Here is a 23,917-nt window from a genome sequence, read left to right as displayed (position 1 = left end):
ATGTTCACCACCGGACGGCAAAAGCGAATCGCCAGGCATGTCAGCCGGTCAGGGCTCTGCTGGATTGCGGCAGGTATCCTGTTCGTTTCCCTTGCCCATCCGGGTCGCATGCGGGCCGACGACACATTCCCTGATCTGGTCATCGAGGAGAGAGTGAATCCGCAGGCGATTCCTGCTATCGGCATCGATCGCAACGGCGACCTGGTGGTTGTGTACCACGGCGAGGACACGCCGATCCTCAGGATGGTACGGTGTTCTTGCACCGGTATCGCGAAGACCGTCATCCACGATTATGGTTTCACCGCGGCCCCCTCGATCGGGGTCGACCGGTTCGGCGGGGTTTCAGTGGCCCTTCTCCGGTCTGACTATTGGCTGTACTACTACCTTAATGGAGGGCCGCTGCTGGGGGTCAGTTCCACCCCGGTTGCCCAGGCGGCTATGGGTAGTTACGCGCGATTTGCGATGGGCCCATATGGCGATCCGTTCATGGTCTACAGCACGTCTTCCAGTCTCCGGCTGGCTTCATTCCAGCCCAGGACCGGCAAGTGGACCAACGAGCCGATTCCCACCACCGTCTCGACCAATGCGATCGGCAGCCGAGTCGCGGTGACGGTTGACCGCCTGAATCGGGTGGTTGTGGCCATGCACGACGCGCAGACACGGAACATCACAGTATGGACGCGGTCTTCCGATGGCTGGACCAGTCGTAGCTACGGTGGCGGTACGCTCCCTCAAGCCACCGGTCTTTCCTTGGCCGTCGATGCCGTGGACGCACCGTTGGTGGCGTGGTCTTCGTCGACCGGTCTTGCGGTGGTTCGCTTCCACGCCTTGGGTGCCACGAACCAGGCCGTCCTCACGGGCGGTGATATTGCATTCGGCCCGAGTGCAATGGTACTGGATCAGGCTGGGCGGACCAGAATCGCCTATGTCAGGAGAAATGACTGGTCAGTAAATCTGGCCATGAACGACGCCGGCTGGTTTTCGAGCCGTCTGGCGACCAGCTTCATGAGGTTCACCCCTCCCGGTCTGGCGATCGACACGCACGGCAGGTGGGCAGTGGCCTTCATCGACGAGATGCAGCGGCTCCACGTCATCGGTCCCGCGATTCCGGTGCCCCTCGCCGGAGATACCGATTGTGATGGGATTCCCGACGAGTCCGACAACTGCCCGGCGGTCTCCAACCGCGACCAGGACGACTCAGACGGTGACGGCGCCGGCGACGCATGCGATCCATGCCCGCTGACCATTCCCGGAGCAGTGATGGATTCGACCCGCGGGTGCCCGGCGTTGATCCCTGGCGATTTCGATCGCGACGGCGACGTCGACGCGGGTGATCTGCAGCGGTTTACCGCGTGCTACACGGGGCCGGCCATCGTGCAAGAGCAGGCCACCTGTGGTTCAACCGATTTCGACACGGACCAGGACGTGGACCAGGCCGACTTCGGTTTCTTCCAAGCCTGCTGGAGTGGCAGCGACCGGCCGGCGGACCCGGGCTGTGGTTCCAGGCGAGAAGGAGTGCATCGCACATGACCAAGTTCCTTGCTTGTCGAAGGATGATCACGGGTTCGGTCCTGGTGATTCTGGCCTTGACCTTCCCGGCGCTGGCCACCCACATCACCTGGGACTTCCAGAGAGTTGCTTCCGGAGTGAGTTCTCCTCCCCTGGTGTCGTTAGGGATGCGAACCGGGGACACTTGGCCCACGGTCTTCTACGATCGAGCGGGGGGATTCAAGGCGGCGTCACTGACTCCCGCGGGATGGTCGGAAACCGCCCTGAGCTCCATATCCGGCAACGCGACCATGGCCCGGGTGCACGCCGGGCCGGACGGTCGCGTCGGCGTCACGTGGATCAGCAACGCCTACGAGGTCAGGTTTGCACAGTCCTCGCGCAATGGGTGGTCCCATTCCGGCGTCGGCACAGCCGTGTCGAATTTCTATTACAGTGGCGGGCCTGATTTCGCGTATCAGTCCAACAACCGGCCGGTCGTTGCGTACATGGGGAATGTAGGCACCACGAAGGGCCTGGTGCTGTCCGCCTATGACAGCCAGGGGTGGAATACGGATCTGGTCGACAAGGTAACGGTGGGGACCCAAATCCGTCCGACGGGGGAGAAACCGACTATCGCGGTCGACAGTCAGGATCGCATTGGGCTTGCTTTCCGCAACGGGTCAGAGATCATTGTTGCCAGCAAGGAGCCCGGCCAGGGAACGTGGTACGGAGCCAGCCTTGGCACCAACTTCCCTTCCTCGTCGAACGCGATACTCTCGCTGGGATATGGTCCCCATGACAATGTGGCCCTCGCGATCAAATCCGATAGTGCGCTCCTGGTGTGCCAGTTCGATATCCAGTTGGGGGCCTGGGTGACGGAGCAGCTCTCCAGCGCCGTGGCCAGTCAACGGGTCAATCTGGTGTTTGACCGCCAGGGGCATCCGGCGGTGGCCTATGTGGGCATGGACGGCTCGATTCACTATCGGATCAACAACGGGGAGGGCTGGGGTGATATTGTGCTTCCCAGGGGCAACGATCCGGTGAGCGGACTCATCCTGGACGCCTATCCGACCAGCGATGCCGCCTTGGCCTTTGATCGCTTTGACAATCCGGTGATCGCTTACGGGGGGCCCGCCGGCATCATGCTGGCCTACGACCCGGTCGTTCCCGAGCCTGCGTCGATCCTCACGCTGTGTGTCGGGCTGATGATTCCGCGGCCACGCCGGAAGTAACCACGAGCACAGCCGGCGGCCTATGGCGATCGGTGGCGCAGCCAATACTCCCGGAATGACCGCAAACGAGGAAGTGACTCGCGATCCTTACGCCGATTCGTCGCCGCCTTGCTGGCGATGATGTCATCCACGTGGCAGACGGGGAAGCCCTCAACCTCCACATGGCGATGCCAAGCGTCCTCGAATCGTTCGATCCCGTCCGGCGCGAACACGAGATCAAGATCGAATGGGCCGTCTTTGAGTTGAACGAAATCCTTGCCCCGCTGGATCTCGGCAACCTGCTCGTCCGTCAGCCTGAAGCCGAGATCCCGCAGTGCGGAGACGAGAGCCTGGCAGTTCTGGGCGGTCTTCTCAACGAACAAGTCCGCGTCCTGAGTGGTGTCCGGAAATCCAAGGAGGATCGCGCCGGACTTGCCGATGAACAGGTATCGGCAGCCGTGGCGGGCGAAAGCGTCTCGGATCTCCTGTGCCTGTCGATATTCAAACGCGGCCATAGCCCAGCCAATCCGGTAGGTTCTCTTCGCACCATCGCCGGTAGTCTTCCATCGTGTCGAAAGCTCGGAACGGGGCGTCGTCCAGGACCGGCTTATAGGTGTGGATGAAAGCGTACTTCATCCGCGTCTCGAGCGGGCGCCGCGCCGCGGCCTCGAACTCGGCTAGCCAGTCAGGAGGGATATCTTCGCATGGTTGGATCGGGTCGTTCATCACCCATGATTCTACCGACTCGGTCGGGTCTGTACCAGGGACCGACGGCTGAGCCGCGTACTCGTCACGGCCCGGACGCCGGGGATTCCAATGTCTGCCGGCCGCAGCCAAACTGGCACGGCGGCGATCACTGAGTCTGCAGCTTCGTCCCGTATCCCACGATGATCGTCGAGGCAATGAGCACCACGATGCCCGCGGTGATCAGGGCATGGACCCGTTTGCTGGAGCCCTTCCACTCGTGAAGAATGATGCCCCAGATGGTGCTGAAGATGATGATGCTGGCCATGTGCAGGGTCCAGCTCGAGAACTTGTACGTGCCCATCTGGGTCTCGCCCATGGTGTAGAAGAAGAACTGCATGTACCAGGTGACGCCCGCGAGGGCGGAGAAGAAGTAGTTGGGCACCAGGGGCACGGGTTCCGCCGCCGCGGTTTGTGGGTGCATCGCCGAGTTCCTGGTCGCATTGGCCGATTCGGTGATGACTTCGAACCCGCCGGAAGGAGTCTTGGGCCGGGTCATGGGGCTCAGGTACTCGTGGGCGCTCTGGTTGCGGACGTGCAGGATGATACACCAGATGCAGTTGGTGGTGAACCCGCCGGCCAGGAGAATGACGAGCACAGGCAGGCCCTGCCAGAGGGTCGTGGTCCCGTGAGCGAGGGCGGTTGTTTTGATCGGGTCGCCGGCTGCCAGGCCGTAGGAGAAGCAGGCGCTCATCACGCCGGAGAAAGTCGCGACCAGGATGCCCTTCTTGAAGTTGAACTCCTTGATGGCCGCCGTCTTCGCCTTCTCATCCATTTCCCGCTCTTTCCACATGCCGGCCAGGCCGGCGATGGCGATACCGGCCAGGCACACGGCGACGCCGACCAGGATGACCTGCCCCGGCGTCGTGCGGAGGATGTTGTCGACGAACTCGCCGCGAAAAATGGGCGGCATGAGCGTGCCGAATGCCGCGCAGTAGCCCAGGGCGACGGCCATGCCCAACGACATGCCCAGGTATCGCATGGTCAATCCGAAGGTCAGCCCACCCAGCCCCCACATCGCACCGAAGAAGTAGGTCCAGAAGCAGCTGGAGCCATGGAACTGGAGTGATTCGCCCAGCGTGCCGAGCAGGTCAGTGGTCATGACCAGTCCGATGACCCACGGGGCCACGATCCAGCTGAACACGCCGCCGACCAGCCAGTAGGTTTCCCATGACCACCGGCGGACGAACCGGAAGGGTACGTAGAAGCTGCCCGAGGCGAGACCGCCCATCCAGTGCAGGAATACGCCGAGAACAGGGTTAGCGACCAAGTCGGGGACCTCCGGTCAACGAGCCCAAGAATCGACCGCCGGGACAGGGGTGTCTGGCCGCCAGATGATACCTGCCTGCGCCCCCGGCTCGAGGATCGTCAGGGCGGCAGTATAGTGGCCTGCCGCGGGGAACGTCCAGCGTAAGGGATCGTGACGGCCGTGCGGCGGCTCAATTCGCCCTGGTGGTGGCTTCGTCGGTTTTCTCGGCCAGGAGAGCGTCGAGTCGGGCGCGTAGGATCTTCTCCCCGTTGTTCTTCTTGCCGCTCAGTTCGCCGTACCACCAGAACCGAACAAAGCCGCGCTTGTCCACCAGGTAGACGGCCGGCCGGACCTGGTTGCCCCAGGCGTCCCAGTTGGACTTGTCGTTGTCTATGGCGATGGCGAAGGTGAACTTGTTTTCAGCGGCTTTTCGGCGGACGGTCTCGACGTCACGCTCGTCTTCTGTCTCCGGGGTATGAATGCCGATGAAGGTGACGCTTTTCTTTGCATACGCGGTCTGCAGGCTTCGATAGGCGGGGTAATTGCGGGTGCAGTTGACGTCGCTGGCAGTCCAGAAGTGGATCAGGATCACCTGTCCGCGCAGGGCGGCCAGGGCAGTCGGCTTGGCGTTGAGCCAGGTGTCGACCTCGCGGAACTCCGGGGCCTTGAAGGCCAGCGGCCGGAGGCGGGCGATGTCGAAACCTGGTCCGAGGAGTCCCCGCCAGGTCAGGCGCTGCTCATCGCTCAGGACCGCGAGAATCTCGCTCAGTCCGGGCCGTCGTTCGTCCCCATCGGCATTGCTGACGACCCATTTCCCGCTTGAGTCACGGCCTCTCTGGGAGGCCAGGACGATGGTCTCGATTCGCCGGCGTTGTCCCGTGGTCAGCCGGAGTGCCTGGGCCGCCGCGGGCTGCAGAAAGCCGCTCAATCCGCGGGTTCTCAGCATGATCTGATCGAAGCGGACCCGTTGCTGGGGCTGAAGGACCTGCTCCAGTTCCTTCTCGATTCTTGCCAGGAGGGCGTCGGCCTTGGCCTTGCATTCCCTGGGTGGCAGGTTCCGGGCACGAAACAGCGGGCCGTCGTTCTCGTCGAGAAGCGCCTCGATGCGTGTTTGCTGGTCCGCGTCGAGCTTCAAGTCTTTCTGGACGAGGGGGTCGCGGATGAACAGGATGGTCATGTCGATAGGTTCGGCTTCCTCCATCTCCGCGGGCCGGCTTTGTGCGGCGGCCGGCGCCGGGCTAGGGGTTGCGACCAGGACGGAAAGCCACAGGGTGGACATCGCACATCGGTAGAGATGGCAAGGCATGGCATGATCTCCCGGCATCGCCTTTTCTCACGCAACATGCCATTTTAGATCAGACGCCGTCTTTGGGCCATGGCCGCGGTTCTTGTCGGTTCTGGCCGCACCGGGCGGATTGGCGGTCAGTCGTGACCGCTTGACGGTCGTTCACCCATGGTCATACACTCGGCTGGGCTGTGTTTCGCGGCCGCGGATGCCGCGGCGACCTGGTTCTTCGGCATGGAGAAGCAGCGACCATGAGTGCGATTTCGAGAGGGGTACTCCTTTCATTGGCGATGGTGATGATCATGAGCCTGGTGAGCGACTTCGTGAACGCGGCCGCTGATGCTCCTCTGGCCGTCCAGAGACTCCGCTGCGAATACCTGGTTAATCCGTTGGGGATCGACGTTGCCTGTCCGCGGCTGAGTTGGGTGCCGCGATCGGATCAGCGCGGCCAGCGGCAGACAGCCTACCAGGTGCTGGCGGCGAGCTCGGCCGATGAACTGGCGGCCGACAAGGGCGACCTGTGGGACACCGGCAAGGTGGTTTCGGACCAATCCGCTCAGGTTGTTTACGGGGGCAGAGTCCTGGCCAGCGGTCAGCGGGCCTGGTGGAAGGTCCGGCTGTGGGATGCAGGTGACCGCCCGTCGGCCTGGAGCGAGCCCGCGTTTTGGGAGATGGGTCTGCTCAATGTGGACGACTGGAAAGGGCAATGGCTGAGTGCCCAGTACGATCGCGATCAGGTTGCCGCCCCGTTCGTCCTGGAGGAAATGCGTTGGATCTGGCTGGCGAAAGAGGATTTCAAGCGCGCTCCCAAGGACCGGCCGCGTTTCTTCCGACGATCATTCGAATTGCCGGCGGGGCGGACGGTGCTCAAGGCGCGTCTGATTCTCGCGGTCTCCAACCGATACGAGCTGGCGGTCAACGATCAGGTGGTCAAAAAGGACAACGGGTTGTGGCAGCTGGACCTCCTCGATGTGACCCGCCATCTGACGGACGGCAGGAACGTCCTGGCTTTGACCGCCTTTTCGGAGGAGAAGCCAGCCGGGGTGATCGGCCAACTGCGCGTGGAGTTCGACGGCGGCGAGCCGCTGGTGATCAGCACCGATGGTACGTGGAAGAGCGGCGACGAGGAGAAGCCGCAGTGGCGCATGGCCGCCTTCGCCGACGGCGGCTGGGCGGCGGTGAGGGAAGTCGGCCGGCTGGGTGACGGACCGTGGGGCGAGTTGTTTGTGCACCCCGTTCCCCAGCCTGCACCGCTGATGCGAACAGTCTTCGAGTTGGACAAGCCGATCAAGCGGGCCCGGGCCTACATCTGCGGCCTGGGATACCACGAGCTGTACCTCAATGGCCGCAAGGTCGGCGATCACGTCCTTGATCCGACGTTTACCAACTACGATCGGCGGGTTCTGTACGTGACCCATGACGTGACCGATCTGCTGAAGCAGGGGAGGAACGCCGCCGGGGTGATGCTGGGCAACGGCTGGTACAACATGCACACCCGTTGTGTCTGGGACTTCGCCAAGGCCCCGTGGCGCAACCCGCCCTGTCTCAAGATGCAGTTCCAGATCGAGTACACCGACGGCACGAGCAAGGTCATCGCGACTGATGCGAACACCTGGAAGGTCACCGCCGGCCCGATTGTGTTCGACGCGGTGCGCAACGGCGAGAGTTACGACGCCCGGTTGGAGAAGGCCGGCTGGGACAGGGTCGAATGCGATGATGCGGAATGGCACAAGCCGGTGGTGGTGGCCGGGCCGAAGGGCAGGCTGGTTGCCCAGCGGGTGCCGGTCATCAGGGTCATCCGGACGCTGAAGCCGGTCAAGCTGACCGAGCCCAAGCCGGGGGTGTTCCTCTTCGACGCGGGGCAGAACCTGGCCGGTTGGACCCGCATCCGGCTCAGCGGGCAGGCGGGAAACCGAATCACGCTCAAGTATGGCGAGCGGCTGGCGAAAGACGGGACGCTCGACCAAGCCAAAATTGGCGTGTTCACTCAGCCTGGGGGGGTGCAGTTTGAGACGTACACGCTCAAAGGTGGCGGCCTCGAGACCCACGAGCCTCGGTTCGTGTACTATGGTTTCCAGTATATCGAGGTCAGCGGGTGGCCGGGCACACCAACGCTCGACGATCTTGATGTGCGGCTGGTGCACACCGCCTGCGGGGACGCCGGCAGCTTCGAGTGCTCTAGTGAGCTGTTCAACAAGATCCAGCAGTGCACGAAGTGGTCCTATGTCAGCAACTTCGTGGGGATTCCGACCGACTGCCCGCATCGCGAGAAGAACGGCTGGACCGGCGACGCCCAGATGTCCGCCCAGCAGGCGATGTACAATTTCGACAACGCGGCCGCGTACACCCACTGGATCGACAGTATGCGCGACGCGATGAAGCCTGACGGCATGTTCCCGGGGATCGTGCCGACCGGGGGATGGGGTTACGCCTGGGGTAACGGGCCGGCCTGGGACAGCGCCTACTTCATCATTCCGTGGTATCTCTATCTGTATTGCGGCGACACCGGGATTCTGGGCGAGCACTACGAGGGCTTCAAGACGTATGTGGACTACCTGACCGCCAAGGCCGACAAGGGCATCGTCTCCATCGGGCTTGGCGACTGGGTCTGTCTCGACCAGAAGACGCCGGAGGCAGTGACGTCGACCGGTTACTACTACGAGGATGCCCGGATCCTGGCCCAGATCGCCCGGCTGCTCGGCCGAAGCGCCGATGCCGACAAATACGCCAAGCTGGCCGAGTCGATCCGAAGGGCGTTCAATGAGAAGTTTGTCAATCGCGAGACGGGTCAGGTGGCGACCGGCAGCCAGACCGCCCAAGCGACCGCTCTCTACTGGGACCTGGTCGATCCGACCACCGCCGGCAAGGTCGTGGAGCAGCTGGTGGCCAACATCGCCAGGTGCAAGGACCACATCAACTCCGGCGTTCTGGGCTCGATCTACATTCCGCACGCCCTGACTCGCTACGGCCGGGCGGACGTGGCCTGGAAGATCGCCTCGCAGACCACGTACCCGAGTTGGGGCGACTGGATTACCCAGGGGGCGAACACGATGTGGGAGGACTGGGGCGGGGCCGAGTCGCTCAACCACATTTTCTTCGGGGACATCTGCGCCTGGTTCTACCAGACCCTGGCGGGCATTCAGATCGACCCCCAGCAACCGGGGTTCAAGCACGTGATCATCCGGCCGCACGTGCTGGGCGACATTACCTGGGCCAAGGGCGAGACGGACACCATTCGCGGCAAGGTGGCCAGTGCGTGGAGGCTGGACGGCGACCTGTTCAAGCTCCGGCTGACCCTGCCGGTGGGCAGCACGGCCACGGTCCATCTGCCGGCACCCGACCAGGACAAGGTGGATGTGACCGAAGGCGGTAAGCCGGTCGCCGAGGTCTTCGACGTCAAACGGGTCGGGCAGGAACAGGGCCGGATCATTCTTGAGGTCGGCTCAGGGCAATACGAGTTCGCGTCGCGGCTCAGGTGAGCGGGCGGGACGCTCTGAAGGAGGCGATCGGAGGGGGCGGTATCGAGTACAACGCCGCAGAGAGCCACGGACTCTGGCAAGCCCGGTTGAGCGGAATCTGTTCCAGGGGTCCTGTTACTGGTCGAGACATCATCTTCAGACCCGGAGGGCTCTACTCGGAGGACTTGTTGTTCCCACCCCTGCATTCTCGAAAGCTCCGCGGGAGACGCTCCGATCGTTGCTGTGTGTGCCGGAATCTGCTATCTTGATCCTCCGCGAGCCGGCTCGGGGTCAGCCGGCCCGTCCATGCGTTTCCGATGACCGTGTGCACAAGTGATCAGGCCTAATTGGAGGAATCATGCGGTGCACTCGTGACCTAGAATCCCCATCGCTGAGCAGGGCTCGCTGGGCCTCTGCTTTCACACTCATCGAGGTCCTGGTGGTTATTGGCCTCGTGGCCCTGCTGGTGGCCATCTTGATGCCTTCGCTGGCCGTTGCCCGTCAGCAGGGTCGGGCGGTGGTGTGCGCCAACATTATCCGGCAGATCGGCATGGGTTGGCACATGTACGCCCAGCAGTCACAGGATTCGGCTGTTGCGGGTCGCTTCCCGAAGATCGCCGGGTCGACCAACCTGTACTGGGTAGGAAATGGCTGGAAGTACCGCGCCCGCTGGTATGCGATGTTGGGCGCTCAGGTCCGGCTGTATGCCTTCTCCGCGCCGAGTCCGAATTCCGCCCTGGACAACACCCAGTTGGTTGATGGCGAGGTTTTCCTTGACCCCGAAGCCCGCGAGTACAACAACAGCCGCAATTACCCCTACGGCTACAACTTTCAGTTTCTGGGCAACAGCAGGAAGCGGCTTAGCGGCGGGCCGACCGACTGGATCCGCTGGCCGGTCAGGACGGGGCAGATCAAGGCGCCTGCCCGGACGGTCATGGCTGCGGATTGTCTTGGGACGGCCGCCAGCACGCCCATCGAGCAGCGGTTGCCCTACGATCCGACGGGAGCGGCCGCAACTACCGACCCAGCGCGGATTCTGAATCACGCGTGGGCCCTCGATCCGCCGCGATTGACCGCCGCCGGCGACTTCTGCGATGACAACCTGCGAGGCAAGGCTCGTTCCGCTCCCGATGAGCGGCACCGCGGCAAGGCCAACGTCGTGTTCAGTGACAACCACGTAGAGCGGCGCAGCGCGAGGCAACTGGGTTACGTCGTCAATCCCGACGGCACGGTGCCGCTGACGGACGCGGGGCACAACTCGCTATTCTCAGGCACAGGCCGCGACGACGATCCACCTTCCATCCAATAGACGCAGCCGGGAGTCAACAGCCAGCCTGCACACAACCGGCCAGCACGGCGCTCAACTGGAAGGGCTGGCCGCTTTGCAGTGGGCCGTCACCATCCGCCCCCTCGCGTAGTCGAGTTGGTACTCTCTGCGACGGCGGCATGGTCGTGTCCCGGTGGACCGAGACACGGCCATGCCGCACGTGTCATGCCGATACCCGTTACTGATCGCAGTCCGCGTTCGCCGGCACCATTGGTCCGCTCACGCACTTCGCGAACACCGCCAGATCGAAGTTGTCGATGCTGCCCTTTGGCTCGGTGACGTCCAGGCAAGCGCACTCATCCGGAATGAAGTTGGGGCCGCCCGTGTAGCAGAGCTGGAATCGACCGAAGTCCGCCTGGTCGACATCGTTGTCGCCATCCACATCGGCGAAGGGCACGGAGCATGCGGTGACCTTGCGAAGCAGGATGGAGTCGATCTGTCCCGTCGATTCGGCGCCGCCATAGTTGTGGCCGTAGACGCCGATCGAGTCATAGCTGGCCAAGGGCAGGCCGAAGTCGTCGCCGCCGGCATAGGTCCAGTCCTGTGCTCCGTGTACCCGATAGAAGAAGTCGGTGCGATACGGGTTTTCCTTCAAGACCGCTTTGACGTCGACGGGAGAGGAGATCTGAGGCGGGCGAATCGAGATGTCATGGCTGCCGGTCATGGAGAAGAGATGGAAATCCAGCGTTCCATAGCCGGTCATCATCTGGACGACGCCCAATTCTCCAACGGTGCCGGCCTGGTGCATCTCCACGTGGGCGTAGTCCCCGGATGTATTCACGGCCAGCAGCGTCGCGGTCAACTCCAGGTATTCGCGACCGGCGGTCGTGTTCGTGAAGGACTTGCTCATGCGAGGCCAGGCGGTGCCCACGGTCAGATCGAGGCTGTTGCCAGCCGAGTACCCTTCGTCGATCGAAATGGCGGTGTACTTCAGGTAGGCCGTGCCTGTCCATCCGTTGGTGCCCACCACGTAGTCGCCCAGTGTGCCGTCCTCGAATTGCTCCTGCAGCATGATGTGGGGCGGTAAGGGGCCCGCCGTGGTGAAGCTCCAGACATCACCGGTCGTCTTCCAGGTACCGCTCACCTCATCGACCCGCCAATAGTACTTCGTTCCTGAAGCAAGCGTGCCGGGTGAGAACGTGGCGTCAGTCTGGTTCCTGATGAGCGGCGGCGGATTGGTGGTGCCGAAATAGATATCGTGCGATTTCGCGGCGGTCCCCGGTGCCCACGTCAGTTCCGGTGAAACCGGCACGCCCAGAGCGCTGTCCGACGGCCAGGGGTTGGCCGCCTTGCCCAGCGCCGTGGATTCTCTCAGAACGATCGAGTCCACGCCGCTGCCCGTGGCGACCTCGGCGTTGTGGCCGATCACGGTCACGCGGCTGTAGCTGGCCAGGGGCAGACCAAGGTTATCGCCCGCGACCCAGGTCCAGTCGGTTTCGCCATGGGGCCGGTAGTAGCAGTCGGTGCGATAGGGATCTTCGACCATGGTGACCTTGACATCGATCGCGACAGACGGCTGACCGATCCGACCCGAGATGAGGGGATTGACTTCCTGGCCGAACAGGCGGAAGTCCAATGTCCCGTAGCCCATGAAGACCTGCATCACGTCCTGCTCGCCCGATGAGCCCGTCTGGCGGAGCTCCAGGTGAGCGTAATCGCCGTAGGTATTGCCGACGGCCATCGTGGCGTTCCATTCGAGCCAGGCGCCGGCGTGCAGGCTATTGGCGAATGCCTTGGTCATTGACGGCCAGGAAGAAGCACAGTTGACATCGTAAAGGAGTGCGGCCGCCAAGCCCTGGTCGGTTGCCGTGTCGTAGTACTTGGCGAAGCGAGTTCCCATCCAGCCGTTGGTACCCGCGACGTAGCCGCCTGGCGTACCGCCTTCGAAGTACTCCTCGAATAGCACGTCCGGGCTGGACCACGGTCCCTGGGTGGTAAAGCTCCAGACGTCACCGGTCGTTGTTCCGGCATTATTCGCCTCGTCGATGCGCCAGTAGTAGGTTGTGCTCGCGGCCAGGGTTGGCGGCGTGTAGGTGCTGTCGACCTGGCTGGCCACAAACGGTGGGGGATTGGTCGTGCCGAAGTACACCTTCTGCGTCGTCTGGCCGCCGCCGGGCGTCCAGCTCAGCGAGAAGTTGACCGCCACGCCGGCGGATCCGTCCTCCGGAAGGGGCGTGCTGGCCTTGCCCGGAGGGCTTGACTCCGCGACCAGGAGAATCGAATCGGTTTGTCCGTTGCCCTCGCCGCTGTCGTAGTTGTGGCCGTAGACGGTCACATTGTCGTAGCTGGCCAGAGGCAAGCCGAGGTCGACGCCGGTGACCCAGGTCCATTCTGCAGTGCCATGCTGCCGGTAGTAGCAGTCGGTCCGGTAAGGTGATTCGCTCAGGACGACCTTGACGTCCACCGGAACCAAGAGCTGCGGTACCCGTGCGTTGAGCAGTTGGGTACCGCCGAGGTCGAACATGGCGAAGTCGAGAGTCCCGTATCCGGTGTAGACTTGCATGACACCGACCGTACCGACGGTGCCCGACTGGTGGAGTTCGATGTGGGCATAGCTGCCGCCGGCGTTGTGAGACCACAGGGTGGCGCTCCACACCAGCTGCTCGCCCGGAGTCACGGTATTGGTGAACGTCTTGTTCATGGTGACCCAGGCGTCGCCGACGGAACCGTCGTACCCGCTGCCGGCCGACAGCCCCTGGTCGATGACGGTGTCCGAGTACTTGAGGTAGGCCGTGCCTGTCCACCCGTTAATTCCGACCACGTAGGCGCCGACCGGGCCGGTCTCGAAGTCCTCCTGGAATAGCGTGGAGGCTGCCATTAGGGGCGAAGTCGCCAGGAGGGCGACCATTACCGCACGAGTGCACTTGCTCATGACCTCTTCTCCTTCCGTCACAGGGCCCGGCCGCATACGTTCGTGGCCGTTCAGTTCGTCATTTCCCGCCCACGCGGGCGGGTTGTCTGCCTCTCAATGAACTTGGACTCCAAGATCAGTCGGGGGGCAACATCGGGGCGTCGGCCCAGCGACTGAGCGAGAAGCTCCGAACAGATGCGGGCAAGTTCGTCGTCCGAGCCTGGTCCCACCGACGTGATCGCCGGGTAGGACAGCTCATACGTCTGGTGCGGCGTTCCGTAGCCGACCAACTGGAGATTGTCCGGAACACGGATTCGCATCCGCGCGGCGACCTTGAGTGTGAGCATGGCGATCTCGGGCCTCATCGCGAGGATGCCCGCGGGAGCATGGCCGCGAGAAAGCAGCTGTGTGATCCGCGTTTCGCATTCGGCGAAGTCTTCCGGCACGGAAATGTAGAAATCTTGTTGGCGCGGAGAAGGGACACCCAGTTCGTTCGCCGCGCGCCGCACGCCATCGATCAGTTTCACTTCCCCCCCGACCAGTTCGCCATAGTGGAGCATGACCGCGCGGCCGCCTGGGCACAGGACCGAACCCACCGTGTAGCCGATCAGTTCCATGTCCTCACAGATCGAGGGCAAGTTGTTATCCGGGTGCACGTACCCGCTCACGACGCAAGGAAGATCCCGGGAGTGAAAAACCGCGTGATACGACTGAGGCATGCTGACCAGGACGTATCCCACTTCGTTCGGAATTGGCTCGTTCTCCTCAAACACCGGGTAGAGAGCCTGGGGGCCTTTCGAGATGTCAATATAGACATGCCGGGCTGAGCAACGGCCGAAGTAAGCAACCATGCGCTGGGCGATCGCGGTCACTCGGTACTCGTAGCTGAGTGCCTTATGAAGCGGTGAAACGAGGTTGATGATCAGCGGCGGCTCATATTGCAGATCATCCTTCGCTCGCTGGCGGGCCGCCGGTACGATTCGAAGACGTGACTTGCTGTTCCTTCGCTTGGCCCAGCCCTGTCGTTCGATGTACTTGAGGGCCTGCTGAACGGGGAATGCGGAGACTCCCGCCTGTGCCGCGATGGTCCTGACCGACGGCAGGAGGCTATTCATCTTGATCTGATCGGCGAGCACCTGACGGCGCAGTTCCCGCACCAGGCAGCGGGCTGCCGGAGAAAGTTCAAACAGACTGGTCGGCTCCATGCTCACCCAAGCTCCATCGGGTCGCCTCACTTGTCCTTCTTGGCCTGCGACTGGGCGTAGCTGCCCATCACGCTGACCAGGTCGGCCTTGGCCGGCGGCAGGCCGAGATAATCCGATTCCCAAAGCAGCAGTTCCGACGCGCCCAGCTTCTCAACGAGTTGCGTGTCGCCTGTGAACTGCTCCGGAGATGCGATCCACCCAAACACCCCGACGCGTGGCTTGCCTTGAGTCTCCTCCTGTAGCCAACGATAGGCTTTCTCTGCGTTGCCGTCGTTGCGGTAGTATCCCGCGGGAATGAACTCATCGACCAGGCGATCGGCCGCCCAGCGGCGAATGTCCAGGAGCAACCCGTTGCGGCAATCCTTGTACGGTGTCTCCGTCGGTCCGCCGCGGTAGCCCCAGGGATGATGTACCAAGGCGGTGATCGGCATCTTCGGATCAGCTTTCCGAATCATCGCCGCCGCGTCGCGCATGAAGAGTGTCTGCGGATCCGCACGGATTTGGATCCAACGCTCCTCGTTGTTCGGGACCGCAGTCGCTTCGAGCCCGTATTGCCTCTTGAATATCTCGACATTTGGCTGTTCGTACCCGTGAATCGCGATGCCGTCCGCGTCCGTCTGCGGGCCGTCCCGGACGTCGCCTGTCCGGATCCAGTCGAAGAAGATGCCGTCAGGTTTGTAGGCCAGGATCTCACGAAGCAGGGCCAGTTTGTACTCGCGCACAGCCGGGAAGGCGAAACTCAGTTGTGAGCGAAAGGGGCGCCCGTCGCGCCGCACCCAGCGGAGTTCGGGATGCGCACGTGAGAACCGGCTGGTCAGGCCCCAGCCGTGATCGTCCTCGTTGATCGAGAGCCAGGCGTGGACCTCGATGCCGATCTTGCGCCCGTAGTTGATCGCCTCCTTGAGGGTGTCAAACGATCCCCAGTCGAGCGGCTTGAGCACGTCCAGCAGCCATTCGGAATCGCGGCCGCGATGATAGTTGTCCTCGTCGAAACCGTGCAGGGGTTCCAGAAGACGGCTGGGATAGAGACCGCGGCCGCCGTCAAAGCACCGCCAGTAGACCCGGTGGAGACCGGCCTCTCGGCAGCGGTCGAGGATCTGTCGTACGCCTTCGGGGCCCCACTTCGGGGCGGGCTTGCGTACCATCCAGTCCGAGTGGGTCACCGGCGAAGACAGGATGCAACGGCCGTCCGGCGCGGGCCGCGTATCCGCCGCGTGACAGAAAGTCGCGAGCAGCAAGGACCCGATGAGACTGAACGTCGAGCGCATAGTACTCCTTTGCCCGCCTCGATCGCCGCTCAAGGAGTCGTGCCTCCGTACCATGCCGGAGGCGTCCCGAGCAGCACCATCGAGTAATCCCCGTTGAGGATATGTCCCGGCGGATCGCGCATCATCGCCGGGGCGACATGGCCGTCCACGAACAGCAGATTGCATTTGGGCTTCTTCCGGTCGTGGGTGAAGAAGCTGGCGTACCATGGTGCGGTCTTGTTGTAGGTCCAATGTTGCGGGTAGACGGACGTGATGTCTCCCGCCATGACGATCCGGGACGTGCCGCGGATCTGTTCGATTCTCTTCTGGTAGAGAACCGGGAGGCAGTTGGCTTCGAGCCCGTAGGCCGGGCCCGAGTAATACACACTGCCCAACGCCACGTTGTAGGGATAGCTGTTGCCCCAGCGCTGATAGGTATCCTTGTACTCGTGTCCGATAGCGGCCGCGTAGACCGGGTTCTGAGCATCGAGCGGGCAGTGATACACGCCGCTCTTGCCGTGGATGTACTTGTTCACCGGTCGGCGGCCCTTGTCCGGACCCGAGCCGTTGACGTAGTCGCCGTAGAGATAGAACTGGTTGTTCTGGAAGACCGAGACGGTTGAGTCAACCCGGCTCTCCCGTGTATACGAAGGAAGGACCCCCTTGTGATCGTCGATGTAGATCAGGATGCCCTGGCCGATCGAGCGGAGGTTGGCCCCGCATACCGTGGTGTTGGCCTGCTGTCGGGCCGCTGTGAGCGACGGCAGCAGGATCGCCACGAGCAACGCGATGATCGAGACGACGACGAGCACCTCGATGAGGGTGAAGGCGAAGCGAGAGAGTGGTTCAACTCGGGTGCTGTTGGGAATGCGGAAAGCGGCGATTGAGGCTGTCGGCTTCATGGCGGGCCACTTTTCTGAGCTCTTGCCGCGGCGTTGATCCGCGAGGCTCCAGGTGCCGTGTCATTCGCCCAGGTTCGCCCCGGACAGGCGGCCAAGCCTATCTGTGCAATCCTTCCAGGTCAGAACTATAATCGCATTATTACAGAGTGGTCTCCTGTTGTCAACGACCTCCCCGGCAATGCTGTCGTGAGTGATCGGTTGGCGGCCGTGGCGCCTGCCTTGAGGACTCGTCCGCACTGCCGGCTCATCGGTGTGAAGATCCTCGCGGTCGTTGTATTCGCGAGATCGTCCGCCCGGAGGAGCGCGGCAGGTTCGTCTCGAGAGTAGAATCCCATCCTGGTGTGTCGGGCGGGACCGGGATTCCGAGCCGCCCGTGCCGAGCTTGAACAACAAGGAGAACTCTCATGGATCCAATTCACTTCGAGTCCACGGTACGGCTTGCACGGTGGCGGGGCCGGCCGTTGCTGTCGGCGGCCGTCTGTTGTCTGTGGCTCAGTGTGACGGTCGTTGCCCAGGAGCCGGTTGTTCATCCGGCGGAGAACGCGGACCCGACGCCCGGGCCGGCCGGTCAGCCGCCGTACGAGATGGCCGGGCGGGTGGAGGAGCGTCCGCCGCTGGTCGCGTTCGATGATCTGGCCGGTTGGGAAGTTGAGGGTCGCAACGCCGAGGGGTGGCTGTATCGCTCCAGTGAGCAGCGGATTTACCAGCGCGAACACGTCGCCAAGCTGGTCTACGTTGCCAAGGGGGAGAAGCCGATGGTGACGGTTCGGCCGAGGAAACCGATCACCGTGCCCGATCCCTGGGACACCTTTACCTTCTGGACGTACGGAGCTTGCTGGGGCTGGGCACCGGATCCGAAGACCCCGCCGGTTGGCCTGGAAGTCCTGTTCCGCGATGCGGACGGCAAGGAGTTCTCCATCTGGCCGGGGACGATCGACCACCAGTACTGGTTCATGATGTGTGCCCGGTTGAACGCCGACCAGAAAGCCAAGTTGAAGCGGCCGTTTGCGCTGGCCGGCCTGAGGTTCCACAACGGCGCCAACACCGAAAAGCGAGCCATTTACCTCGGGCCGTGTTATGCCTACCCGGAAGAGCTCGGGCTGCTCACGTTCGAACCCTGGCCGGACAAGCTCCCTTTTCCAACCCGGCCGGAGACCATTCTGCCGACCAACAAGGTCAGTGATTTCAGGAATGCCGTTCGTCGGGAAGGCAAGACCACGATCTTCTCCTACGAAGCGAGCGACGGGCGGCTGGAGTATCGCTACACCCCGACCGATGGCACGCTGGGCGATCTCGAGCTGCGTTTCCGGGACAGGGTTATCCATCCCTGTGCGGGCGGGGGTGCGGTGTTGGCGAGCACCGGCGGGGGGGCGCCCGCGACCAGCCCGGCGGTTCAGCGGGCACTGACGGAGGAGAAGCTCGCCGATGGTCGCTTGCAGGTCAGCTGGCGCCTCGTCTGGGGGGAAGTCGTCACCGACCTGGTCTATGAGCTCTACATTCAGCAGAAATCGCTGATTGTGGAGATCCGCGGCAGCGAGCCGGTCGTGGAGCGGGTGGCGCTTGGCCGGGCGGACCCGCTGTCGGCGCCCAAGCTGTTCAAGATCCCGTACCTCACTTTTGGCTGGGGCAACACCGACCCGCGGGTGCTCTATTCCGACGGCCTTTTCCTGTTCACCCAGTTCGACTGGTACGTCTCCGACGCCTCGAAGCTGTGGGGTGCGGCTGAGGCTGGTCCGACCTGGGCCCGATTCAACGGCGGTGCCGAATATGTCCGCAAGACCGACGGCGCGAGGAACCGGGTGCGTGAGCGGCTGTTCATCAACGCTTCGCCGGACGTGCAGGAGGTCCTCCCCACGATCCCGAACCCGCAGTCCCCGTTCAAAAACGTGCAGGGCGAGCGGCTCTGGCGGGTCAAGGATGGCTCGAACCACAAGGCTGAGATCACCGAGGCGACCCTGCTCCGGAAGCTGGGCTGCGAGAAGGTGTCCATCCGCTATCACGAGAACACCTGGCGTGACGCGGGTGAGAGCTTTACTTTCCGGCTCCACGCTGCGCCTGGACAAGGTGGCGACGAAGGCTGCAGGGCATTCGTGGCCGCGATCAAGGCCCTCGGCTGGCGGGTCGGGCTCTATACGAACTACATCGATTTCGCCCCGGTCAACAGCCACTGGAACGAGGACCATGTGATCCGCCAGCCCAACGGCGACTGGCAGCGGGCCTGGATGCGCTGCTACTCGGCCAAGCCGATGTATGGCGTGCAGATGGAGGCTCTACTTGCTCCGCAGATTCACGCCAAGTTCGGCACCAATCACAGCTACTGCGACGTCCACACCGTGTTCATGCCCTGCGAGCGCGAGGATTACGACGCCCGCGTGCCCGGGGCGGCCACCTTCCGGCGGACCTACGAGTGCTACGGCCGGCTGCTGTACAACGAGAAGATGGCCCACGATGGGCCGGTGTACTCCGAGGGCCGCAACCACTGGCTCTACGCCGGGCTGACCGACGGCAACTATGCCCAGCTGGCCAGCGATTCGCCGCCGGACGAGCCCCTCTTGCCGGACTTCGACCTGCTCAAGATTCACCCGCTGGAGATGGACGCAGGCATGGGCGACCCGGGCATGTTCTTCAAGGGCAAGCCGTACAACCTCGATCAGTACATCGCCACGACGCTGGCATACGGGCACATCGGTTTTTTCGACTGGCCGACGCTCGAGGGCAGGCTGAAGATCTACTACCTGCTCCAGCCGGTGCAGGAGTTCTACGCCATGGAGCCGGTGAAGGCGATCGAGTACGAGAAGGGCGGGAGAATGGTAGCTTCCTCGGAGGCTCTGGCGAGCGGGGCGTATCTTAACAATCGGCTGCTTGTACAGTATGGCGGAGGCCGCGTGTGTGTCAATGGCTCCACGAAGTCCTGGATCATCGACCGGTCGCGTGGTCTCGAACTGCCGTCGTGGGGCTTCCTGGCTCGCGGGGACTGCGGAGCGGTGAGCGAGTCGGTGATCACCGCCGTGGCCGGTCGGGAGGAGCGTGACTCTCCGCGGAGACGGCTCGACCTCAGTTACCTTATCCCCGAGGGGCCGGACCCGGCCTCGACCGGAGGCCACTGCTACGCCGATACGCGCGGCGTCTTCTTCTTCCTGCCGATTGACGCAGCCCTGCAGGGCAGTGCGGCTTTCAAGAAGGACGGCGACACCTGGTATCTGATCCCGACCACACAATTCGTCGACGCCGCATTCGCCCCCCGGCTGGTTGACAAAGCCTCGAACGTGGCTGTCGTCGCGTTGAACCTTGATGATTCGCCGGCCGAAGCTCCGGAGATTCGTTGGAGCCGTGGACTCCTGCACGTCATACCGAAGGGCCAGTGTGCTTTTCGCTACCGGCTCGTGCCAACGGATCGCGAACCACCTCGGATGGCGGATTGCCCGACTCGTCTGGCCTGCGGTGGAGCGACCCTCCAGGCCACCTTGCCTGAGGGAATCGCCCCGAACGCCGAACAAGTGACGTGGGAGGTTGCCGGCTCTACCCGGCCCGCCGGCGCCGGGATCGACCGGGGCACGCTCACCTGCCAGGTTCCCGAGGGTTTCAAAGAAGGTGAGCACGTGTGGCTCAGGATCCCGGTTGGCGAGCAGGTACTGTGGCTGGATTTCATTGCCGTTGCTGCGAAGCGATGATAGGGTATCGAGAGGTGTGACCCAGAACGATGGATAACGACGGCGACAACGATCGCGATCCCCGCTCAGATGTTCCGCCGGACCCGGTGAGGCAGATCGATGATTCTGTTTCCTGCGTTGCTGGTGCGGGCGCGACTGGCGCGGGCGCGACTGGCGCGGGCCGGTCGGTTCCTGTGCCCATGGCCCGACCGGTTGGGCTGCCGGGGGTGATGACGGGTGGCGCGGTTCTGGCGATGGAATACGCCGTCGGGCCGCTGGCGCCGTCTCCGGAACCGCGGGCGTGGTATCCGCGGATGTCCGTGCTGAGGGCCATCGTGGAACTCCTGCTGCTGTTGCCGGCCCTGGTGGCAGGGGCGTTTGGCGGGTATCTGGTGGGGGTGATGATCCAGCCTGGTGACGCCCGGTGGCCGTTAATGGCCACCAATCTGGGCATGGGGGTGGTCGGTCTGGTCGCAGTGGTGATCATGCTTCTGGTGGCCCGGCAGGGTGGTGGCTCCATTGGCTGGACGACTCGGCGGCTGGGGCACAACGTGCTGATTGCCCTGGGTGCGCTGCTTGGCTTCTATGTGGTGTTGTATTCGGGGATCCTGGCCGCGTACATGGTGTCGCCGAGATTACTGGACGGTGCGCCTGCCGCCCAGAAGGCCATTGAGCAGGCATTGCCGCCCCTTCCGATGGCCCAGGTGGTTGTGCTGATGATTGCGACCGTCCTCTGGGAGGAGGTTGTTTTTCGTGGTTTTCTGCTCACCCGGATGCGGGCCATTTTCAGGAGCTGGTGGTTGGCGGTTCCGATCAGCTCGTTTCTGTTCGCGGCGGCCCACTACTACGAGGGCATGCTGGCCATGGTGGTGATTGGGTTTCTGGCTGTGTTGATGTCCATCCTGTTTGTCTGGCGGCGCAGCCTGGTGCCCTGTCTGGTGCTTCATTGGCTGCACAATATTGGCGCGATTCTCCTGCTCAAGTCGGTTTCCACCACCTGGCGTTGAGCCTGAAGTCCCCCTCGTTTTAGGTAAGCGCAGAGAACCTCCAATGAAGTGATTGGCGAGCACTTCGAAGGCCCTCGGTGAACGTCGTAGTGGTCCAGTCGCCGGATCGCATCTCTGCTGACAACTTCAGGGCAGAGGAGTCTGCAGCATCATAATCGGACCCGGGCACCGGCGCGTCCGATCTGGTTGGTCTGCCGGCGACGGCCGTTGGGGAAATGTCGAGCCAACGCTCACGGAGTTTTCGGGAGGAACAAGCGTCGGAATACGCTCGGTCCATGCAATTCGAATCGACGAGCATACCCATGCCGCTGTAGCAGCACTGAAAGAAGCCAGAATCAGACTGATCGACATCATCATCTGGGTCAAGCTTGGCATCCTCGCAGGGCGGATCGTCCTGGGATATGTCCGGCCCCGTCGCCTGAGCCGAGGGCAAACAGATCGCGCATTTGTTGGACTCATCCCCCTCCCCCATCCGGGCCTCCAGACGGGTTCTGGTCGAGTTCTCGTTTGTGCTATTCCGGATGAGTGTGAAAGCAACGAGCGCCGGGCGGTGCAACGCGCCCGGCGCTCGTCATGTTGTGATCGTCGTCAGTTCTCAGGGTTCACAGCCCTCAGGCACGTTGTTCCGATCGAACGGAATCGCGGGGCCTGTGAAACACATCGTGAATGCGAACATGTCCAGCTCGTCGACGTCGCTGTCGCCGTCACGGTCCAGGCACAGGCACTTGCTCGAGACAGCGACGTTCCAGCTGGTCAGACACAACTGCATCTGGCCGAAGTCAATCTGATCTACGTCCAGATCGCTATCCAGATCGGCGAAGACGTTCGGATTGCAGAGCCCGCTGGTGCTGGACGGATCCCCGAGCACGAGTGCGTTGTCGAACACACCGGTGACGTCGTCATTGGCCGCCCAACCGTAGGTCGCGAAGCCGAGGATCAGGTTGTCAGCGAACGGGAAGGGCACGTCCATGCCCTTCACGCCGTCCAGGTACACCGACACCTTGCTGCCGTCCACGACGACCCGGATCCGGTTGTTGCCCAGATCCGGGAATCCACAGCAGTCGAATGCGGCGATGTTGGCCGGCGTGCCGGTCGGGTTGCCCGTCCCGGTCGTGCTGTTGATGCCCCACCCGCCCTCCAGATACACGTCGCTGAACAGGACGTAGTTGGTCCGATCCTGCGTCGCGACCCAGACGCCGGTCCGCACTCGGTACGTGTCCGCGGGGAGGCCGCTGGCCCTGACCCGGTCGATCTCGAAGATGACCGGCTTCTCGGCCGTTGGGTTGAACTTCGGCACGGTCATCAGGGCAATGCCGGGCCAGTAGGGCGTACCCACCACGCCACCCAGCGTCATGACGCCGTCCTGCTCCAGGTACGTGAACGTGGCCACGCCGGTCTCTTCGAAGGGCGTCGGGTCGACCCGCCACACGGCGTTGTTGAGCACGCCGTCCTCGAAGTCGTCCTGGACCAGAACCGAGGGAACGTAGACCTCAATCGGATCGCCGTTGCAGGCCCCGAAGTTGTTCGTGGCGATGATTCGGGTGTTGCCGGAGCCGAAGATCTGGATGTCGACGAGCTGGGCGGTGCTCCCGCCGGCGGCAAACGTCACATTCAGCGCTCCGCCGGTGGCACCGGCCGGCGCCGCGACGCCCGGGGCACTCGACGTCAGCGTCACCACCACATCGGTGGCCGCGTTCGCGCCCGACGGGATCTGCACGAGCACCGGGATCGGCGCATCGCCCTCACTCGCCGCGATCGAGTTCGGCGTCATCAGAACGCAGGAAGCGCTGCTGCCGAGAATCTGGACGTTGTCGAACTGCCCGACGACCGTGTCGCCAACCGCCCGGGCGTAGGCGCCGACCTCGAACATGATCGGGTTGCTCAGCGGGAAGTGAACCTCCGCACCAAGCACCCCATCTAGATAAAGCCGAGCGGTTTCGCCATCGGCGATCACCATCATCTGGTGATTGCCCCCGTCGTTGAATTCGGGCGCATCGAAAGCGGTGATGTTGGTCCCTGACCCGGTCGGATTGTCGTCCGCATCGCCCACCCGCTTGTTGTACGTCCAGCCGCCTTCCATGACGTTGTCCGCGAAGAACACGAAGTTCTCGCGATTCACGTCGGTGATGAAGACGCTTGTTCGGGTCGATGTCGCCGTCAGGTTCTGGTCGCGCGAGACGCGGTTCACCTGGAAAACGAGCGGTTCAGCGGCCGACGCTTGGAAGGTAGGCAACGTCGCCTGGGCCTGGCCCGCCCAGTACGAGACGGTGGCCCCGCCGGAGATCGTCAGCAC

15 protein-coding genes are annotated in these 23,917 nt (G+C 63.1%); 6 read left to right on the top strand and 9 right to left on the bottom strand.

The genetic code is table 11. From position 1 onward, the window contains the following. Together KA354_01945 and KA354_01940 are read left to right on the top strand one after the other, a co-directional pair. Positions 1–1,530, top strand: coding sequence for a hypothetical protein (locus KA354_01945; GenBank protein MBP7933386.1), 1,530 nt, complete (start codon positions 1–3; stop codon positions 1,528–1,530). Beyond that, positions 1,527–2,720: a hypothetical protein gene (locus KA354_01940; GenBank protein ID MBP7933385.1), complete on the top strand. Its 1,194-nt coding sequence runs from the start codon at positions 1,527–1,529 to the stop codon at positions 2,718–2,720. The genes KA354_01945 and KA354_01940 overlap by 4 nt, the downstream gene beginning before the upstream one ends. A gap of 20 nt (positions 2,721–2,740) precedes the next feature. Here the strand turns inward: KA354_01940 and KA354_01935 are convergent, their stop codons facing one another. The 4 genes from KA354_01935 to KA354_01920 all read right to left on the bottom strand — a co-directional run bounded on the left by KA354_01935 (position 2,741) and on the right by KA354_01920 (position 5,998). Further along, the gene (locus tag KA354_01935; protein ID MBP7933384.1) at positions 2,741–3,214 is read right to left on the bottom strand and encodes a hypothetical protein; all 474 of its coding nucleotides are present in this window, start codon (positions 3,212–3,214) and stop codon (positions 2,741–2,743) included. Next, positions 3,201–3,425: a hypothetical protein gene (locus KA354_01930; protein MBP7933383.1), complete on the bottom strand. Its 225-nt coding sequence runs from the start codon at positions 3,423–3,425 to the stop codon at positions 3,201–3,203. Before KA354_01930 ends, KA354_01935 begins: the two co-directional genes overlap by 14 nt. A 127-nt stretch (positions 3,426–3,552) precedes the next feature. Continuing rightward, positions 3,553–4,713, bottom strand: coding sequence for an L-rhamnose/proton symporter RhaT (gene rhaT / locus KA354_01925; protein ID MBP7933382.1), 1,161 nt, complete (start codon positions 4,711–4,713; stop codon positions 3,553–3,555). A 169-nt stretch (positions 4,714–4,882) separates the two neighbouring features. After that, positions 4,883–5,998 carry a redoxin domain-containing protein gene (locus KA354_01920; protein ID MBP7933381.1) on the bottom strand — a complete coding sequence of 372 codons (1,116 nt, stop codon included), beginning with the start codon at positions 5,996–5,998 and terminating at the stop codon, positions 4,883–4,885. A 230-nt stretch (positions 5,999–6,228) separates the two neighbouring features. Between KA354_01920 and KA354_01915 the strand changes: the two genes are divergently transcribed. Together KA354_01915 and KA354_01910 are read left to right on the top strand one after the other, a co-directional pair. Beyond that, a complete protein-coding gene (locus KA354_01915) occupies positions 6,229–9,456 on the top strand; it encodes a family 78 glycoside hydrolase catalytic domain (GenBank protein ID MBP7933380.1) in 3,228 nt (1,075 codons plus the stop codon). A gap of 337 nt (positions 9,457–9,793) precedes the next feature. After that, positions 9,794–10,744, top strand: coding sequence for a prepilin-type N-terminal cleavage/methylation domain-containing protein (locus KA354_01910; protein MBP7933379.1), 951 nt, complete (start codon positions 9,794–9,796; stop codon positions 10,742–10,744). A 196-nt stretch (positions 10,745–10,940) separates the two neighbouring features. On the opposite strand, the gene KA354_01905 is transcribed toward KA354_01910, so the two are convergent. Genes KA354_01905 through KA354_01890 form a run of 4 tightly spaced genes read right to left on the bottom strand, consistent with a single transcriptional unit; the run spans position 10,941 to position 16,967 of the window. Further along, entirely contained in the window at positions 10,941–13,634 is a 2,694-nt protein-coding gene (locus tag KA354_01905) for a hypothetical protein (protein MBP7933378.1), read from the bottom strand. Between the two features lie 50 nt (positions 13,635–13,684). Continuing rightward, positions 13,685–14,824 carry a substrate-binding domain-containing protein gene (locus KA354_01900; GenBank protein ID MBP7933377.1) on the bottom strand — a complete coding sequence of 380 codons (1,140 nt, stop codon included), beginning with the start codon at positions 14,822–14,824 and terminating at the stop codon, positions 13,685–13,687. Positions 14,825–14,844: 20 nt separating this feature from the next. Further along, the gene (locus KA354_01895; protein ID MBP7933376.1) at positions 14,845–16,086 is read right to left on the bottom strand and encodes a family 10 glycosylhydrolase; all 1,242 of its coding nucleotides are present in this window, start codon (positions 16,084–16,086) and stop codon (positions 14,845–14,847) included. Positions 16,087–16,115: 29 nt separating this feature from the next. Continuing rightward, positions 16,116–16,967, bottom strand: a complete 852-nt coding sequence (locus tag KA354_01890; protein MBP7933375.1) for a type II secretion system protein — start codon at positions 16,965–16,967, stop codon at positions 16,116–16,118. A 404-nt stretch (positions 16,968–17,371) separates the two neighbouring features. On the opposite strand from KA354_01890, the gene KA354_01885 reads away from it, so the two are divergent. Further along, on the top strand, positions 17,372–20,638 hold the full coding sequence (locus tag KA354_01885) for a hypothetical protein (protein ID MBP7933374.1): 3,267 nt from the start codon (positions 17,372–17,374) through the stop codon (positions 20,636–20,638). A gap of 179 nt (positions 20,639–20,817) precedes the next feature. Further along, a complete protein-coding gene (locus KA354_01880; GenBank protein MBP7933373.1) occupies positions 20,818–21,624 on the top strand; it encodes a CPBP family intramembrane metalloprotease in 807 nt (268 codons plus the stop codon). Positions 21,625–22,219: 595 nt separating this feature from the next. Here KA354_01880 and KA354_01875 read toward each other — a convergent pair. Continuing rightward, positions 22,220–23,917 (bottom strand): hypothetical protein (locus KA354_01875; protein ID MBP7933372.1); only part of this gene is annotated, 1,698 nt, incomplete at its 5' end.

The organism is Phycisphaerae bacterium, assembly GCA_018003015.1.
In the GTDB taxonomy this organism is placed as follows: domain Bacteria; phylum Planctomycetota; class Phycisphaerae; order UBA1845; family PWPN01; genus JAGNEZ01.
Note: the sequence above shows the minus strand (reverse complement) of the source record. Positions and strands in the feature narration are given on the sequence as shown.